The organism is Sedimenticola selenatireducens (assembly GCF_007625115.1).
Taxonomy (GTDB): domain Bacteria; phylum Pseudomonadota; class Gammaproteobacteria; order Chromatiales; family Chromatiaceae; genus Sedimenticola; species Sedimenticola selenatireducens_A.
Window position 1 is genome coordinate 65744 of sequence record NZ_VMNH01000008.1, and the last position, 18262, is coordinate 84005.

At 51.4% G+C, this 18262-nt stretch carries 16 protein-coding genes and 1 pseudogene; 8 read left to right on the top strand and 9 right to left on the bottom strand.

Annotated elements, in window-relative coordinates:
- Window positions 1-4 precede the first annotated feature (4 nt).
- Together FHP88_RS08610 and FHP88_RS08615 are read right to left on the bottom strand one after the other, a co-directional pair.
- Window positions 5-751 carry a YebC/PmpR family DNA-binding transcriptional regulator gene (locus tag FHP88_RS08610; protein ID WP_144358635.1) on the bottom strand — a complete coding sequence of 249 codons (747 nt, stop codon included), beginning with the start codon at window positions 749-751 and terminating at the stop codon, window positions 5-7.
- Window positions 752-863: 112 nt separating this feature from the next.
- Complete coding sequence (locus FHP88_RS08615; RefSeq protein WP_260843209.1) at window positions 864-1520, bottom strand: alpha/beta hydrolase; 657 nt, start codon at window positions 1518-1520, stop codon at window positions 864-866.
- 127 nt (window positions 1521-1647) lie between these two features.
- On the opposite strand from FHP88_RS08615, the gene FHP88_RS08620 reads away from it, so the two are divergent.
- The 3 genes and pseudogenes from FHP88_RS08620 to FHP88_RS19490 all read left to right on the top strand — a co-directional run.
- Window positions 1648-3108, top strand: a complete 1461-nt coding sequence (locus tag FHP88_RS08620) for an HDOD domain-containing protein (RefSeq protein ID WP_144358636.1) — start codon at window positions 1648-1650, stop codon at window positions 3106-3108.
- Between the two features lie 76 nt (window positions 3109-3184).
- Window positions 3185-3787, top strand: coding sequence for a TatD family nuclease-associated radical SAM protein (locus tag FHP88_RS08625; RefSeq protein WP_260843211.1), 603 nt, complete (start codon window positions 3185-3187; stop codon window positions 3785-3787).
- A 39-nt stretch (window positions 3788-3826) separates the two neighbouring features.
- Window positions 3827-4195: pseudogene (locus FHP88_RS19490) on the top strand (gamma-butyrobetaine hydroxylase-like domain-containing protein); the annotation flags it as partial.
- Window positions 4196-4484: 289 nt separating this feature from the next.
- Here the strand turns inward: FHP88_RS19490 and FHP88_RS08635 are convergent.
- From FHP88_RS08635 to FHP88_RS08645, 3 genes are all read right to left on the bottom strand, one after another.
- Complete coding sequence (locus FHP88_RS08635) at window positions 4485-5102, bottom strand: response regulator transcription factor (protein ID WP_144358639.1); 618 nt, start codon at window positions 5100-5102, stop codon at window positions 4485-4487.
- Window positions 5095-7653, bottom strand: coding sequence for an ATP-binding protein (locus FHP88_RS08640; RefSeq protein WP_144358640.1), 2559 nt, complete (start codon window positions 7651-7653; stop codon window positions 5095-5097). Before FHP88_RS08640 ends, FHP88_RS08635 begins: the two co-directional genes overlap by 8 nt.
- A gap of 209 nt (window positions 7654-7862) precedes the next feature.
- Window positions 7863-8216 (bottom strand): PilZ domain-containing protein, encoded by a 354-nt coding sequence (locus FHP88_RS08645; protein WP_144358641.1) that lies wholly within the window; start codon window positions 8214-8216, stop codon window positions 7863-7865.
- Between the two features lie 163 nt (window positions 8217-8379).
- Here FHP88_RS08645 and FHP88_RS08650 point away from each other — a divergent pair, with 163 nt between their 5' ends.
- Window positions 8380-8844 (top strand): RDD family protein, encoded by a 465-nt coding sequence (locus tag FHP88_RS08650; protein WP_144358642.1) that lies wholly within the window; start codon window positions 8380-8382, stop codon window positions 8842-8844.
- An 8-nt stretch (window positions 8845-8852) separates the two neighbouring features.
- On the opposite strand, the gene lptG is transcribed toward FHP88_RS08650, so the two are convergent.
- Together lptG and lptF are read right to left on the bottom strand one after the other, a co-directional pair.
- Complete coding sequence (gene lptG, locus FHP88_RS08655) at window positions 8853-9917, bottom strand: LPS export ABC transporter permease LptG (RefSeq protein WP_144358643.1); 1065 nt, start codon at window positions 9915-9917, stop codon at window positions 8853-8855.
- A complete protein-coding gene (gene lptF / locus FHP88_RS08660; protein ID WP_144358644.1) occupies window positions 9914-11023 on the bottom strand; it encodes an LPS export ABC transporter permease LptF in 1110 nt (369 codons plus the stop codon). The genes lptG and lptF overlap by 4 nt, the downstream gene beginning before the upstream one ends.
- 269 nt (window positions 11024-11292) lie before the next feature.
- On the opposite strand from lptF, the gene FHP88_RS08665 reads away from it, so the two are divergent.
- The 3 genes from FHP88_RS08665 to FHP88_RS08675 are packed head-to-tail and all read left to right on the top strand — an operon-like array spanning window position 11293 to window position 13630.
- Entirely contained in the window at window positions 11293-12789 is a 1497-nt protein-coding gene (locus tag FHP88_RS08665) for a leucyl aminopeptidase (protein ID WP_144358645.1), read from the top strand.
- The gene (locus tag FHP88_RS08670; RefSeq protein ID WP_144358646.1) at window positions 12789-13220 is read left to right on the top strand and encodes a DNA polymerase III subunit chi; all 432 of its coding nucleotides are present in this window, start codon (window positions 12789-12791) and stop codon (window positions 13218-13220) included. Before FHP88_RS08665 ends, FHP88_RS08670 begins: the two co-directional genes overlap by 1 nt.
- Window positions 13217-13630 carry a hypothetical protein gene (locus tag FHP88_RS08675; RefSeq protein WP_144358647.1) on the top strand — a complete coding sequence of 138 codons (414 nt, stop codon included), beginning with the start codon at window positions 13217-13219 and terminating at the stop codon, window positions 13628-13630. Before FHP88_RS08670 ends, FHP88_RS08675 begins: the two co-directional genes overlap by 4 nt.
- Window positions 13631-13662: 32 nt before the next feature.
- On the opposite strand, the gene parC is transcribed toward FHP88_RS08675, so the two are convergent.
- Window positions 13663-15909 carry a DNA topoisomerase IV subunit A gene (gene parC / locus FHP88_RS08680; protein ID WP_335341547.1) on the bottom strand — a complete coding sequence of 749 codons (2247 nt, stop codon included), beginning with the start codon at window positions 15907-15909 and terminating at the stop codon, window positions 13663-13665.
- A 147-nt stretch (window positions 15910-16056) separates the two neighbouring features.
- Window positions 16057-16728, bottom strand: coding sequence for a PAQR family membrane homeostasis protein TrhA (gene trhA, locus FHP88_RS08685; protein WP_144358649.1), 672 nt, complete (start codon window positions 16726-16728; stop codon window positions 16057-16059).
- Between the two features lie 225 nt (window positions 16729-16953).
- Here trhA and FHP88_RS08690 point away from each other — a divergent pair, with 225 nt between their 5' ends.
- On the top strand, window positions 16954-18252 hold the full coding sequence (locus FHP88_RS08690; protein ID WP_144358650.1) for a hypothetical protein: 1299 nt from the start codon (window positions 16954-16956) through the stop codon (window positions 18250-18252).
- The last annotated feature ends 10 nt before the right edge of the window (window positions 18253-18262 follow it).

Below are 18262 nucleotides of genomic sequence, written 5' to 3' on the forward strand. Positions count from 1 at the left end.
TAACTCAGCCTAGGGCATCCAAGATCTCATCAGAGATATCAGCATTGGTATAGACATCCTGCACATCATCCAGGTCTTCCAGTAGATCAATCATCTGCAGCATTTTCTCTGCAGCCTCCTGATCTAACTCGGCCCTGATGGCGGCACTGAATGTCACTTCGGCATTATCGGGCGATAACCCCGCAGCCTGAATCGCGTCATGCACATCGGAGAAATCTTCAGGTGTGGTAGTGATATCAATGGAGCCATCATCATTGGTCACCACATCCTCAGCGCCTGCCTCCAGGGCTGCCTCCATGATCGCATCTTCATCTGCACCGGGTGCGAAACTGATTACGCCCTGTTTGCTAAACATGTATGCCACAGAACCATCAGTACCCAGATTTCCTCCACATTTGGTAAACGCATGGCGTACTTCTGATGCCGTGCGATTACGATTGTCGGTCATACAGTCGACGATAACAGCCGCCCCACCCGGGCCATAACCCTCATATCTCAACTCGTCATAATTATCGGTATCGTCGCCACCGGCACCCCGTTTGACCGCACGATCAATGGTATCACGGGGGACATTGGCGCCATTGGCCTTGTCAACAGCCAACCGCAGCCGAGGGTTTGTGTCTATCTCGCCCCCGCCCGACTTGGCGGCAACAGTGACTTCGCGTAACAACTTAGTCCAAATCTTACCGCGTTTCTTATCGTTGGCGGCCTTCTTATGCTTAATATTGGCCCATTTACTGTGTCCAGCCATAATATTCCTCTCACACTACAATCAGGCCGAAGTTTACCATTCCTGGGAGCACGCAGAAATAACAGGGCAAGGATTTATACAAGAATTGGCTACTCACGCATAGCCAGACCCATCAGGCCTGCTGTTCAGAAAAATGGCCCGTCTTAAGAAAACCGGCCACATCGCTCGCTACCCGTGCGGAAAACAACATACCCATGTGTCCTACAGAATGGCTGTGGGATGCCACTGCAGCTGGAATTTGTGTCTCGCTGACCATCACTGTGCCATCGCTTTCACCATACAATCCGCCCACCAGGCGGCCCATGCCCACTCCGCTGGTACCGGCAATCACCCCGAGTTCTCGTTGCCCTCGCCAGGGCGGCGCACCCTCAATCAGACCACGCACCCCGGCCTTACCGATCAACCACCGCGTCAAGGGATGAGCGAATAACCGTCTCGCCACCATACTTCCCTGAACGGGAGCACCCAGGAGCACTACGCGGCCAGGTGGTTGATCAGGGTAACGATCGAAGAGGTTGAGCAGGACAATACCGCCCAGGCTGTGCGCCACGAGATGTACACACTCATATTGGCGGCGCTTTATAAACTGCTGTAACTGCTCTGCATTTTCTTCCGGCGTGCGCCGAAGTGAATGATAACTGAAGGTTTCCACATCAAAACCATGCCCTGACAAATACCAACGCAATCGGCTCATCTCAATGCCTGTCATCCAAATTCCGTGTACTAACAGAATCTTGTCGCACTCATTACGCCGATGCATCTTACTCATCTCATCTCAATTCCCGCTGTTTTTGGCCAGGCCGAATTAACTCCCCTTAAGATACCGATAGAACAGCCGATTAAAAAGGAAACTCGGTATCCAGCCCGAATGGTGATACAGGAAGGAAGTAGTAGGCATGACCCATGCAATTCGCAACTGGATCGATCGTTTAAGCACAAAAGCACTCCCAGCGATGGCCCTCACTCGTACGAGAGTCCCGCAGCTGCTTAACAGCCCAAACAGTAATAACGCCGATCTACAGCGGATCATATCCCGAGATCCTGGCTTTTCACTGTCCATATACCGTGCATTCAGTGCATTACCACACCCACCCAAAGAGCCTATCTCCAATCTGGCCCATGCCATAGCGCTGCTGGGCATTGAACCCATGACAAGGGCGAGCAATCAATTACCCGCACTCAATGACCTCCTCAAAGGTGAAACACGTGCCGCCCTATACGCCTGCTACTCACGTGCTGGGCATGCGGCTTGGTATGCACTCAACTGGGGGCAGCAGTTACGCCTTAATAATCCCGACGAAATTGCCATTTCTGCACTGTTATTAGAGTTAGGGGAAATGATGCTCTGGGCCTATGCGGAACAGGAGATGTCGCAGATTATTGCATTGGAAAAACGCGGCATGCATCGTTCTACCGCGGAACAGACCATCCTTGGTTTCGAATTAAACGAACTCAGCGCCCAACTGGCTGATCGATGGATGCTCCCCCCTCTTCTCGTGGATGCGTTAAAGCCCGCTGGCGCGTTCCAGGTTCGCTCCTTAGCCGTCATGCTGGCTTCAGCCTTGGCGGGGGCAAGCACTAAAGACTGGCATTCTGAACAGACCTTGGACCTGATTGAACTGGCGGCAGAATTGCTCGGCCAAAGCCCAGACCAAGGTCGTGCGGACTTCCATTCACTGGCAGCAGGTGCCGCAAGAAACCTGACGGGCCTGCCTGTGCCACTATCAGCTTATGCCCTGCTTCAGCCAATAGTGGTCCCACCAGTGGAGATAAAAAGACCAATAAAGACGGCTTCTACGATAGTTGAGCAGGAAGATCGGGAGAAGCTTGATTCTGATACCATCCCGATTGCTTCAACTCAGCAGGAAAAAACGCCCCCCCAGATCAACAAAGTAGCCGCAAATAGCAACTCAAGCCCATTACAAAGTAGATTGATGCGGATATTCCACGATATCCGCGAAAGCACCGGGGTTGACCGGGTCATGTTTGCCTTGCTAACACCCGACCGGACACAATTAAGAGCCAAGTTTATTGTGGGTGCCGACAAGGACTCTCCACTACGACAATTCCAGCACCCAATGGGGGAGCACCATCTGTTTACCCTGATAATGAAAAAACCACAGGACATCTGGCTTAATCGGGAAAATCAAAAAAAAATCACACCCCTAATCAGTGAAATGGGCCGAATAGCCCTTGACTCACGGGGGTTTTACATGAGTTCACTGTTCATTAACAATCGACCACTTGGGATACTCTACGCAGACAGATCAGACCATAAATATCTTGATAAACAAGGATTTAGTCAATTCAAAAGCCTAGCACAGCGACTCAGCAATGAACTCACCCAGAAAAAGTAGCTCACGCTATAACCACCCTTCTTAGCCGATGTGGGGTAGTGTAGAATGGCATTTTTTATACGACAGTCGAATATCCGTGGAAAATCAACAGCTCAGTTATATCATTGGCGACAGCCTCTACTTGAACATCACAGATCGCTGCACGCTTGAGTGTGCGTTCTGCCCCAAGACTCAGGGTATTCTCCAGGTCCATGAATACGATCTGACGCTCGATCATCGCCCCTCTGCGGCTGAAGTTATTGCGGCCATCGATGATCCAGCCAAGTACAAAGAGGTGGTGTTCTGTGGCTATGGCGAACCCACCTTACGACTTAAAGTACTCCTGGAAGTGGCAAGATATATCAAAGCCAAAGGTGGGAAAGTGCGGGTTAATACCGACGGGCTGGCCAATTTGGCCAATAAGCGTAACGTGCTGCCAGAAATGGCAGAGTGCGTGGATTCTCTCTCGATCTCACTCAACGCCCAGAATGCCGAGGTTTATGACAAACACTGCCAACCAGCCCTGGCCGGATCTTATGAGCAGATGCTCGAATTCGTTACGGAAGCCCCGAAGTACATCAAAGATGTGACCGCCAGTGCCATTGATGGCTTGGAGGGTGTGGATATTGAAGCCTGTCGCAAAATTGCGGAGGCCCGTGGCGTCAAGTTTAGACGCCGGGTGCTGGATATTGTCGGTTAACGACCACCCGCTGAAACGTTACTGAATACGAGTAGTACCATGAATGATAAAACGCCGACCCGTACGCCAACCGCAATCAATCTTCACAGCAAGTCCCGCCTGCTTGCGATTGAATTTTCTGATGGCGCAAGCTTCAGACTCCCCTGTGAATACCTGCGCGTCTTTGCCAAGGCCAAAGAGGTGCGAACGCTAGAGAATCCGGTAACGGGCAAAGAATCCGTCAACATCACGCAGATTGAACCCCAGGGTCAATACGCCGTGCGTTTCACGTTTGATGACGGCCATGACACCAGCATTTACTCCTGGGATACGCTGTATGAACTCGGCGTCAATCAGGAGAAAAACTGGCATGCCTACCAAAGCCGTTTAGAGCAGATGGGCTATAAGGCAGGCGAGCAAAAAGAGCATGAAGGGACGCGCAAAATCAAATTGCTCTACTTTACCTATCTGGTAAAACTGTTACAGAAAGATTCCGAAGAGGTAGAAATTCCGGCCTCTGTCATCGATGTTACCAGCCTGATTGAATGGCTGCGTCGCCGCAATATCGATCACGCCCATCTATTCCAGGATGGCAGCTTACAGGTCACTGTAAACAAGCAATTCTCAGAACCCTTCACCCGCATTGACGGAGGAGATGAGGTTGCGCTTATCCCGACATCACCCAATGCACCGGTAAAAAAATAGCTCCAGTAATTTACTAGTCACTGTAAAGATTGGCCGCGATCGCCATTTTGACCAATCCGGCCAATGAGGTCGCTTCCATCTTTTCCATAACCCGTGCCCGGTGCGCCTCTACTGTTTTGGCGCTGACACCTAGTGTGTTGGCTATCTCCTTATTCGCCTTGCCGTTAGTGACCATCTCCATCACTTCATGTTCACGGGGAGTAAGCTGCGCCAAGCGAGCGGCAATCTCGGCCCTCTCGGCCTGGTGTATACGCTGATCCTGATCGATATCCAGCGCATTTCGGATACTCTCCAGGAGCAATTCATCATTAAATGGTTTCTCGATGAAATCTACCGCACCCGCCTTCATCGCACGTACCGACATTGGGACATCGCCGTGACCCGTTATAATGATTACCGGGATCTTGATACTCTGCTCATTGAAGTACTCCTGCAGCTCAAGACCACTCATTCCGGGCATACGCACGTCCAATAATAGACAACCCGCCCGCCCAGGATAATAGGATTTAATAAACTCCTCGGCTGAGGCAAAGGTCTCTACCTTGATCCCGACCGTTTCAATGAGCCATTTCAGCGAGTTACGCATCGCCAGATCATCATCTACTACAAACACTGTGGCATTATTATTCATCATTTTTCCTGTCACTCGGCAAGACGACGGTAAAGCAGGTTCCACCCTCATCTCGCCGATGGGCAGAAATAGTGCCATTGTGATCTTCGATAATGGTACGACTGATCACCAGCCCCATACCCATGCCGCTCTCCTTGGTGGTGAAAAAAGGTTCAAACAAGCGTCCGCGATCCTTCTCCTTGATACCAGAACCGGAGTCCAAAACCTGTACCAGCACTTCGCCTCCGTCACTACAACGCGTCTGAATCACCAAACTCCGTTCATCTTCCGGCATCTCCAGCAGGGCATCAAGGGCATTTTTAATCAGATTGAGCAAAACCTGCTCAATCTGAATCACATCGATTTTTGTGGGTAAGGCATTTAGACTGAGTTGCTGTTCAATCTCTACGCCAGACTTACGGGCCTCAAACTCAACAAATGAACAAACCTCTCGAACGACGTCATTTATATCGGCAACACGTCTCACAGGGGCCTGCTTTCCAACCAGCGCCCGCAATCGTTTTATAATCTCACCCGCACGATCAGCTTGAGCACTGATTTGCCCTAATGCAAACAGGATATCCTCCGATTCACGACCACTCGCTTGCAGGCGTCGCACCGAGCCATTGGCATAGTTGGCGATCGCCGAGAGTGGTTGATTGAGTTCGTGGGCCAAGCCAGTAGCCATTTCCCCCATAGTACTGAGCCGGGAGACATGAATCAGCTCCTGCTGATGTTCGCGCGCCTGCCTTTCCGCCTCAAGCTCACCCGTGATATCACGTCCATAAATATTCACGTACCCCAGATCTACAACGGGCGTTAACAGCAGGGAATAGACCTGTGTACTGCTGGTCACCTGGGTCTGCCAATCTCTTCCGCTACGCAAAATATCACTGACCCTATTGCGCCAATAGAGCGGCATTGTCTGAGCCCTTTCACATCCCCAGTAGCTGAGGAGCAGCTCGCTGGCGCTATTAGCATAGATGATTACGCCCCGACGATTGACGCGCAATATAGGACTGGGACTCTCGGAGGCAAATTTTGCAAGACTGCGTATCTCCAATTCGATACGACGGCGACTGGAGATATCATGCATATAGATGGTGAACGCCAACCTATTTTTCAGTCGTATCGGCTTAATAGCCAGCTCGACGGGGAAAGAGGCGCCGTCGCGATTAAGCGCTGTCATCTCGTGACGCACTTCATCCGGGTACTGATCCCGAGAACTGAGAACATCATCCAGCAAGCGCAGAAACTGTGGCTGGCTCTCGGAATTGAAGATCAATTTCGCGAACACCTGGCCGAGGGCCTGGCTGCGGCTATGACCGAAGGTCTGTTCAGCGGTTGGATTGAATTCGATAATCAACCCGTGACGATCAATTGTGACAATCGAATCCAGCGCGGTCTCCATGATCGCCTGTTTAAGCATTTCAGACTCATGCATCTCTGTCTCATGCTGCTGACGCATCTCTTCGCGGGTATCCCTCACCAACTGAATAAACTGGCGTATCCAATCCTCGAGCACAAATAACTGATTTCCACGTTCAATGATCGGCTGTTTGGAACCCAATGCCCGCTGAGAAAAACGTGATATTCGCTGCAAGATCCTGTTAAGACGCTCTGATAAAAGAAAGAAAACCAAAGTAAACACGCTAACAAAAGTAAATGCAGCCACCAGGCGTTGTCGACGCTCCAATCCGGCCACTCGCTCACGCATCGCTTCAACAACAGAATGAGGGACCAACGTTGCAAACTGCAAATTAAGCGTCGAACCGTCGTACTCCGAAAAAGACTGCGCGGTAACCAGAAAATTAGTCTCTACCTTCTCCAGAGGTGATTGTGGTCCCAACCGTTTCTGATCACTACTGGCTAAAAACCGTTGCTCGTCAGCATCCAGAATGCCCACCATCACACCATTGGATGAGACCCCCTGTTGAGAGGCCGCAAGAAACTGCTCATCAATAGGCGCCACCAACATCAGTGAACCCATCACCGTTCCCGTCGCATCTTCCGCGGTCTCAGAAATAAGCAGATAGGGACGATCACCCAGGGTAGTCAGGCTCGCCTGCACCCGCCTTTCGCTCAACAGCAGTTCATTGGTGCCGGTGAGTTCAACGGGTAGATTGCGATCACCCAACTGGTAAATCTCACGGGTTCGCTGATCGCTGTCTAGCAGTAGAATATGACTGGGTCGAACCAGTGATTGCCAAAGTGTTGAACTCGGCAGCCAAGGTGGTGTTGATCGATAATATTTGGCAGGATCGGCATCGCCTTTGTACCAATAAATCGGCTCCAGATAATTGGCCAGTTGACGGTGGTTTGCCAGCAATCTAGCCGTTGAAGTATGTGCCAACACATAGTTGTCAAAACGAATCAGGGTTTCACGTGCCTGTTGATTAAGACGGCTCTTTAACTCCTCTAAAAAAATACTCCTTAACGCCTGCGGCTGTACTTGATCAAGCATCGCCCAGACCACCAGACCGCAAAACAGGCCGATAATGACAGACATCAGCGGCATAGGAATGCGTCGCGGTAGAGAGAGTTTATGTGGTCGTTTCAGGGGTAATGGCATGTTTTGATGGTTTCAGACACTCTGGATCAGGTTTCCCGCCTAGCTGTCCCTATCTCCCAGCACACCATACGAACACGATGAACAAAACGAAGGAGCAGAACAATATCCCATTATGCCGTGATAGCCGACCAATACAATGCCCGATGGCAACAACGACGTTGCGGTCGATCATGATTCATGGGTATCGCAGAGATTAGAAGAAATCGGGGTTAGTGCAGAATATCGGCGCAATCATTACCATCATTAACATTTGAGGCGCCAAAAACAATATGGCTCAGTGCATAACGCATTTCGCTATCAAGCTCATCAAACATCAGCCCCACCCCTTTTTCCGCGCAGCGTACAACAATCGCCTCGACCTGCATCGGGGCTTTCATAGAAGAAGGACCAAACATAAGGGAGATTTCAAGGGTGGCATTGACTGGAAGTTGAATACGCCCGATATCAACAAACATCCCACTCATTCCGATATCACGAATACACCCTCGCACCAACCCCAAGCTGGGATAATTGAGCATGGTATAGAGCGTCACTGGCCGACGAGGAGAGTTGCGATGTTCCACAGCTAGAAATGTCTCCAGAAAGTTAAAGTCACCCTGCCGCCTATCCACGATAGGCAGCACGATGGCTTTTACATACTATAGACCATATATTTGACATCATTGTGACCAAGTACCTAAAACAGAATATTTCTCCTAATCTACAAGGATTTCCCGCAAGAACCTGATGAACGACACAGACAATATTGATATATCTCAAGCGGTAACGCCAGGACTGATACGCCGATTAGCTGCCATGCTGTATGACAGCTTGCTGGTCTTTGGACTACTTCTGCTCGCATCAATGCTAATAACGCTGCCGATCGGACTCGTAGCCGGTGAGTCCGCCTCCAGCGCACTATCCGGTAATCTTCTGTTCAGAATTTGGCTTGCCATGGTGCCGCCAGCGTTCTTCCTGTTGTTCTGGATGAAGGGGGGGCAAACGCTCGGCATGAAGTCTTGGAGAATAAGGGTTGTTCGAAGTGATGGCGCATCACTGTCGTGGCCGGACGCACTCAAACGGCTCGTTTTTGCGCTGCTCTCATGGTTACCGTTGGGTCTGGGCTATATATGGATTCTATTCGACAAGGAGAATCAGGCATGGCATGACCGACTATCCGGGACACGCCTGATCATGCTCGCAAAGCAATAAATTACCGATCAGTGAATGCGTCGTACGAACCAGAATCCAAGACCCAGAAACAATAACCCGGGCACAGCTGCGGCAAACAGGGGGTTGAGCGAGTAAACCACAGCCATGTGGCCCAAGACCTTGTTTAGCAGGAAGAAAGCTAATCCTAATAGCGAACCAGCAAATATTCTTTGGCCAATGCCCACTGAGCGTAAGACACCAAACACAAAAGGAACCGCAAGAAAGACCATGACCAATGTGACCAGCGGCATGATCACCTTACCCCAGAAGGCCACCTCATAGATGGTCGCTTCCTGACCATTCTCATGCATGAAATCAATATACTGATACAACCCCCAGACAGGCAGCATAGTAGGTCGAACCACCACCACATTGAGGATATTAGGGTTGAGTAACGATTCCCATGTCGCCTCATCCAGTTGACGGCTTTCAACACCATTTTTTAAAAAACGAGTCTGTTGAATACCACGTAGCAACCAGTGCTCATCCGCATACTGGGCAAATTCCGCATAAGTGGAGACCAGCAGTTCCCGCTCTTCAGAGAATTCATAGATATAGATATCCTTTAGCTGAGAGCCTGGCAGGATCTGCCGGATATTGACAAATGAGCCACCATCCCTCGCCCAAAACCCGTATTTAGATTTAAGCGTGATCTGCTGACTCATTTTACTGGCGCGCATCCGTTCCGCGTACTGCTCGGTATTCGGTGCAATGGCCTCTCCGATCACCACAACCACCAGCATCGCCAGCATGCCTGCTTTCAGCACTGAACCGATTATTCGTGCAAGCGAAACACCTGCCGCCCGCATGGCGATCAATTCAGAGTTACTGGCCAGACTACCCAAACCGACCAAACTACCCAGCAAAACCGCCATGGGGAAAACCTCATAGGCCCTGCGAGGGAGAATCAGCAGTACATAATAGAAGACATCAGAAGTGGTATAATCACCGGTACCGGCAGCACCCAATTCATCCATCAGCGTGACAAATCCGACCAGTACAACCAGGATCAACAGCGTGATGAGGATACTTACAATCACGCTGACACCAATATATCGGTCCAACACCCTCATGAACGCTTGCTCCTTAGGCGATTTCTAAGCACACGGAACATACGCGGCGATTTATACAGCATCACGGCAGCACCCAGCATAAGGATAAAGGGATGGACCCACCAACGTCCCAGCCAGGCAGGGGTAACGCCGGAAATCATCCAATCACCTGAGATCGCCTGAAGATTGAGGAACAGGAAGTAGAACAGCAGTGCCAGCATAAGACGGCCATATATTCCCTCACGAGGCATGGATTTACTCAGCGGTACACTCAGGATGGTAAACACCAATACCGCCACAGGGAACATCAGGCGATATTCAAATTCCGATCGCATTCGGAGATCATCTGACACCATTAACTCACGGGTCCCGATTGCCTTGGTAGGCAACACACCCTGCTGCTGATCCTGGCGATCAATCAGAATCGCGTACTTTGCAAAATCACCTACCGCGTACTCATTGTTTCCGGGTGTTCCCTCATAGCGATGGCCACGAGTCAGCACCAGATACTGATCGCCTGTATCCGGCTCAGTGTATTGATAGCCTTCTGCTGCAGTAATAAGTCCCAGTTTTCCATGCTGCCTGTTCTGCACAAAGATATTACGCATGCGCCGCTTGTCATCGCTCATCTTCTCGACATAGAAGACCAAACCACCCCGGCTGAACTCATTAAAGCGGCCGGCTACAGCCATACCAAGCTCTGAAGACTCCCCTTTCTGTTGCTCCATAATCTCTGCCTTGTTGGCATTGACCCAGGGGACTAGCGCTAAGGTAAACCAGGCAACAATCAACGCTACAGGAATCGCAGCAATGGCGAAGGAGCGATATATCCTACGCAACCCTATACCCCCAGCTGCCAGGGCCGTCATCTCACTATCCCGGTACATCCGACCCAGGGTATAGAGGATGGCAAAGAAAAAGGTCGGCGGTGTCACTGGACCAAGGACCTGAAGTACCTCCAAGCCCAGCAAGCGGGTCATTACCTCATTTGTAATGGTGCCGGAAACGGCATCCTGCAGAATTCGAATATAGCTTTGGCTGACCACGATGAGCATCAAAACGGTCATGATGGCCAGAAACGACTTGGTCACTTCCTTAAGAATATAGCGATCAATAATGGGCAGCATAGATTACGGTCTAGTGAGTAACAGTCTAGTGAAGTAACAACCCCATCCAGCATCAGTGGTAAACAGCCACAATTCTTGTAGACTACTACCCTAAATATAAACCCGTATCCGGTGAGGCGACTTGGTTAACCAAAGATTGCCAGCTGGGCCCACCTTTACAGGGGTCGCGGGGGATAGTACATCCTGGCCGTGCTACGGGCAAACCAATCCAGTCAGCCAATAGACTGACCTCATCAATAACAGTGAACTGAAAGTGTTCAGAGGATGCTATGGAATACCATCTGAAATCAGGCGACTTATCCACTCAACGTACCGCATGTGTCGTTCTTGGCGTATTTACTAAGCGAAAACTCAGCCTTGCTGCTGAGTCGATTGATCGGGCCAGTGGCGGACATTTGAGCACCATTCTCAAGAAAGGCGATATGGACGGCGAAGCAGGCCAGACGCTGATGCTCTACAACGTCCCGGGCATACAGGCGGAGAGGGTGCTTCTGGTCGGTCTTGGGGCAGAAAAAGCGCTTACCTTGAAAGGTTACACCACCGCTTGGGCCGGTGCCGTCAGGCTTCTGAACGAGAGCAGCGTTATTGAGGCTACTAATGCCATGACTGCTCACGCAATCAACGACGTTGACCTGGTACAACTACTGCGCGAGTCAGTCATCACTGGCGAAGAACAACTCTATCGATTTGATCAGTGTAAAAGCAAGGCAACTCCACCCAAACGGCCGCTCAAGAAACTCGGTCTGTATATTGGCGATCAGAAAAAAACCCCGGCCGTGGTTCGCGCCGTTTCAGAAGGTGAAGCCATTGCCAGTGGCATCAGGCTGGCCAAGGACCTGGCAAACCTTCCCGGAAATATCTGCACCCCAAGCTATCTGGCCGACCAAGCCCGGCAACTGGGTCGACAATCGGCAAAACTGAAAGTCTCCGTACTGGAAGAGAAACAGATGCAGACTCTCGGTATGGGATCGCTGCTATCGGTATCACGCGGAAGCCGCGAGCCTGCCAAACTGATTGTCATGGAGTACAAGGGGGGGCAGTCAAAGACAAAACCGATCGTTCTGGTCGGCAAGGGGCTGACCTTTGATGCAGGCGGCATCTCTCTCAAGCCCGCTGCAGCGATGGATGAGATGAAATATGACATGTGCGGCGGCGCCAGTGTCATGGGCGCCATGCAGGCCTGTGTAAAGATGGCACTGCCGATCAATCTGGTTGTCATTGTCCCATCCTCTGAAAACCTACCTGATGGTGCCGCGAACAAACCGGGTGATATCGTCACCAGCATGTCTGGGCAGACCATCGAGATACTCAATACAGACGCAGAGGGTCGACTGATCCTGTGTGATGCCCTCACCTATGCCGAGCGCTTTAAACCCGCAGCGGTAGTAGATGTCGCCACACTGACCGGCGCCTGTATTATCGCCTTGGGTGCGCACGCCTCTGGCCTGCTGAGTAACGACGATAAACTCGCTGCTGAACTCCTGGAGGCGGGCAATCGCGCAACTGATCGCGCCTGGCAGCTACCCCTCTGGGACGACTATCAGGAACAACTAAAAAGTAATTTTGCTGACATGGCGAATATTGGTGGCAAAGGGGCCGGCACCATCACCGCCGCATGCTTCCTCTCACGCTACGCGGACAAGTACAAATGGGCCCATCTGGATATCGCCGGCACCGCTTGGCGAAGTGGTGATCAAAAAGGCGCTACTGGCCGCCCCGTATCACTGCTTTCTCAGTTCCTCATGAAACGCGCTGGTCTGGCCTGATGACGCAAGTAGATTTTTATATACTGGGAGATGCGGCACCGGGAGATCGCTTTCAACTGGCCTGCCGCATTGTCGATAAGGCCTGGCAACAAGGCCATCGAATCTATCTGCATACCAACTCAGAGAGTGAATCACGCCATATTGAAAAGCTATTATGGACACACCGTGAAGAGAGCTTCATCCCTCACGGCTTGCTGAACGAGAGTGATAGCAAACTCACCCCTGTCCTGATAGGCAACGACGCACAGGCCGGAGAAGAGCATGACGTCTTGATCAATCTGGCAACCGATGTTCCGACTTTCTTCAGCCGATTCTCACGGGTGGCAGAGTTGATCGACAAGGATCCTGTGATTCGTACTCGGGGTCGCGAACGGTATAAGACCTATCGCGATCGTGGCTATACACTCAACACACACACAATTGACCGATGAATGACGACTGGCTGACAGATTCGTTCAAATCAGAAGATGAAACGGAAGAGACGCCTCTCTCGCTGGATCATCAGGGCATCCCTATACTGAACGAGATTGTTGATCCAGAGTCGATTCAAACCGAATTACCGATCAACACCTTACAGCAAGACCTTATCTTTTTAACGTCCGAACCTACTAATCAGGATGAACAAGCCCGCAAAAAGCAGGCGCTGATCCGTAGCGAGTTGATTGAAGAAATTCGCACCGAGCTGTTAGCGGCTATTGAAACAACCAGCCAGGCTGTGGCTGACAAAATCAGGGATGATCTGACAGCCACACTCAGGGATACGCTTACCGAAGCGGTTGAGAAAAGGCTCCAGGCTATTTCTGAAGTCGAAACCGACAACACAGATCACCCGAAGCCCTGACATAACAGATACGCCGCTGTAACTGCTGACTATCAGCGCTCGATCTCGACCCGCTCTACACGCTGGAAACCCCGCGGCAATTTACTACCCCGACGCCCCCGTTCACCCTGATAGTGCTCCAGATCGCTCTCTTTCAGGGTGATGAATCTTTTACCAGAATGCGCAGTCAGCCGCCCTCCTTCCGGGACACTTGCCACGGCGATGACGAACTCCTCCCGAAGCTCTACCCGCTTACTGGGTATACCGATAATCTTATTGCCCTTACCTCGACTCAGTGCAGGCAATTCTGTGATGGGGAAGGAGAGCATCCGACCTTCATTGGTAATGGCTACTACCTTATCTTTCTCGCGGTCTGTAACCGGTACGGGATGCAGCACCTTGGCACCCTTTGGCAGTGTCAAAAGTGCCTTTCCAGCCTTGTTTTTCGCGTACAGCTCTTTGAGCTGCACTAAGAAACCATAACCCGCATCAGAGGCCACCAGATACCACTGATCAGGGTCACCACCCAACACCACACCGAATGTAGCGCCACTCACTGGCGAAAGCCTACCTGTCAAGGGCTCGCCCTGACTTCTTGCCGAAGGCAGGGTGTGAGCCTGAACAGAATAGCTCCGCCCAGTAGAATCGATAAACACCGCCGCCTGATTGCTGCGCAGATAGGCGCAATCAAGATACCCATCACCGGCCTTATAGCTGAGACTGGTCGGATCGATATCATGGCCCTTTGCAGCCCGCGCCCAACCCTTTTCAGAAAGGATTACAGTAACCGGCTCACTGGGTGTCAGATCGGTCTCTGCCAACGCCTCGGCCGCCTCTCGCGCAACAATAGGAGAACGACGCTCATCACCGTACTTCGCCGCATCTTCCTCAATCTCTTTGCGGATCAAGGTCGTCATGCGCTGCTTAGATCCCAGCGTCTTCTCCAGCCACTCCTGTTCACTGGCCAATTCATCCTGCTCTGCTCGAATCTTCATCTCTTCGAGACGGGCCAACTGACGTAACTTGGTATCAAGCACGTAATCGGCCTGCAGTTCGGTCAGGTCAAACCGCTGCATCAGGATGGCTTTCGGTTCATCCTCGGTGCGGATAATGCGAATGACTTCGTCCAGATTCAAGAAGGCAATCAGCAGGCCATCCAACAAGTGCAGACGGTCACGCACCTTGCCAAGACGGTGCTCAAGACGACGACGGACGGTATCAAAGCGGAAGGTAATCCACTCTTTCAACATCTCCAGCAGAATCTTGACCTGCGGTCGCCCGTCAAGGCCAATTACGTTCATATTGACCCGATAGGTGCGCTCCAGATCCGTGGTAGCAAACAGATGGGACATCAGGCGCTTGACATCAACCCGATTGGAGCGTGGTACGATCACGAGTCGTGTTGGATTTTCATGATCCGACTCATCCCGCAGATCTTCCACCATGGGGAGTTTCTTGGCCTGCATCTGTTGGGCAATCTGCTCAAGAATTTTCGCGCCAGACACCTGATGAGGCAGAGATGTGATAACCACATCGCCCTGCTCACGCTCATAGCGTGCACGCATACGAATACTACCGCCACCTGTCTGATAGACCTTAAGGAGTTCTTCACGAGGGGTAATGATCTCCGCATCGGTCGGATAATCCGGCCCTTTGATGTGCTCTAACAACTCTTCCAGGGTTGATTTGGGGCTCTCCAGTAAGCGAATACAAGCACTCGCCACCTCACGAAGATTATGGGGAGGCACATCAGTCGCCATACCCACGGCAATACCGGTTGTACCATTCAGTAGCAGGTTAGGTAGCCGGGCCGGCAACATAGCCGGTTCTTTCAAGGTGCCGTCAAAATTGGGGTTCCAATCAACCGTCCCCTTACCCAACTCCGAGAGCAATACCTGTGCATAGGGCGTCAGTCGAGCCTCAGTGTAACGCATGGCCGCAAAAGACTTGGGATCATCAGGAGAACCCCAGTTACCCTGACCATCGACCAATGGATAGCGATAGGAGAACGACTGAGCCATCAGCACCATCGCTTCGTAACAGGCCGAATCGCCGTGAGGATGGAATTTACCCAAAACATCGCCCACGGTGCGGGCTGACTTCTTGTGCTTGGAACCCGCCGAGAGACCCAACTCAGACATGGCGTAGATAATCCGCCGCTGGACTGGCTTCAGGCCATCACCAATAAAAGGCAGTGCCCGATCAAGGATGACATACATGGAGTAATCCAGGTACGCCTTCTCTGTGAACGTTTTGAGGGGCATCTGTTCGATGCCTTCCAGATTCAGATTCAGATCCATTCCGCTACTCATTTAACCCAACAACTCATTTGATTGTAATCACACACGGAGAAGGATCATACGAAATGCATCGACGGATGTCACAGAAAGTCTGCGCAAACTGAGACCAAAAACTTCAATCACTCAATCTGTAGCAAATGCTACCTGCTATTGAGGCAACCAACCGGCATCTGGCACGACATAGAAGAGGACTGCGAAGAAATGGAAAACACTGCCCGCCAGGACAAACAGATGCCAGACCGCATGATTGTAGGCCAGCCGCTCCCAAACATAGAAGATCACACCAAGGGAATAGAATAGACCGCCCACTACCAGCAGAGTCAAACCACCGACCCCTATGGTTTCAAGCATCGGTTCGATGGCCACCAAGGCCAACCAACCCAGCCCGAGATAGAGGCCCAGCGAGACCTTTTTGTAGCGCTGCTGAGTAAACAACTCGAAGATCATACCGATAATGGCAATACTCCAAACGGTACCAAACAGCCACCAACCCCAACCTTCACGCATATTGACCAGGGCAAACGGCGTATAGGTGCCCGCTATCAACAAAAAGATCGTGGCATGGTCAATCTGCTGGAGTATCCGCTTGGCACGTGGGTGCGGAATGCTGTGATAGAGTGTTGAAGCCGTGTAGCAGAGGATCAGGGTAGCACCGTAAATGCTGGTGCTGGTGATATGCCAGGCATTCCCATAGAGTGATGAAAACGCCACCAATACCACTAATCCAGCAATACTGAGCGGTATCCCAATACCGTGTGTGATGGCATGGGCGATCTCCTCCCCCACGCTATATTCAGCAGCAAATGTCTCATTTGCCATGGCGATTTCCTCAAACGATCGTTTGAATAAGGATGGTCGTTCGATAGCGTCATGTCAAGAGCGCGAGGTTTACGGCGAGCAATATCAAGCGCTCATTTTTCAAGTAGCGTCCAACACAATTGCCACCACAAAACGCTATAATGGACCGATTAACCCACAGGTATCATTAGAAACCTGTTTCACATCACCGCCCACAGCACGGCTGCAAAGATTGGTTCATAATCAATGAATATCTACCAAAGGTCCGCACAGCATGCTGTAGGGGGGCTGCTCTTTGTAATGGTGCTATGCTCCATCCTGAATGGACTTTGGCCACTCTTTCCACGCTACATGGCAGGCGCGACCGGCTGGTTGGCAGCGATCTTATTGGCCACATCTATTCCTGCAGCTCAAAGAGTCCAAGGCATAGCCATGCTTGTTGTAGGTTCTGCCGGCTTGATTTATGGACTAGCATCCGGGGTGGATGTCAATTTTGAAAAGGCCATCAGCACCAACCAGGCTATGCTCGCCATGCTGGCATCTGTCAGTTTCCTGCGCTTGGTAACCCAACCCGCCATAGGCGATGAATCCTTGCCTATGGGTAGCAAACCCCTCTGGCGCACACTGTTTGGCGTACACCTGTTTGGCTCCGTGATCAACATGTCATCCATTGTCATTATTGGTGACCGGCTATCGGCTAACCGCCCTATGACTCCACTACAGGCTTGCGTGCTCTCTCGTGGCTTTGCCATGGCGGCCTGCTGGTCGCCCTTCTTCGCGGCCATGGGTATCGCCCTTTCCAACGCACCCGGCGCTCAACTGACTACCCTCTCCTTGATAGGATTACCGGTCGCCCTGTTTGCCCTGCTATTGACTGGCTGGGAGCTGACCCGAAAAGGAAAGGCGGATCAGTTTCACGGCTATCCAATGCAGTTCACTGCCCTGTGGATACCTGGTTTGCTGGCCGTGCTACTTATGCTACTGCATCATCTCTGGCCCACTATACCGATCCTGACCCTGATCTCACTCTTGGCCTTGTCGGTGAGCTTATTGTTATTGCTATTGAAATATAGAGTCGCGGGGTTCACAGCCTATCAACAGCACATCAGGCTTGGACTACCGAAAATGTCTGGGGAACTGCTCCTGTTCCTCTCAGCCGGCGTGCTTGCCACCGGTATTGCGGTAGCCATAGATGCAAGCAAGGTAAGTTTTGGCATCTCGCAATTTGGTGCTTATGAAGCAAGCCTGATACTGATATGCATGGTTGTAGTATCTGTGCTCGGCATTCATCCTGTGATCAGTATTGCCACCGCTGGCGGCATATTCTCACCGCTGGGAGCAGACCCCAATCTGCTCGGCATTACCTTTCTTATGACTTGGGCAATCGGAGTCTCCACCACCCCGCTGTCTGGTCTGCATCTGATGATTCAGGGACGCTACAATATTCGGGCGTTGACGCTGCTAAGGCTGAATGCCGGTTTTGCGACGGTAATGATGGGCTGTGCTGTTGTAGTTATGCATGGTTATGAGCTGTGGATGCTGTAAAAGTAACCGA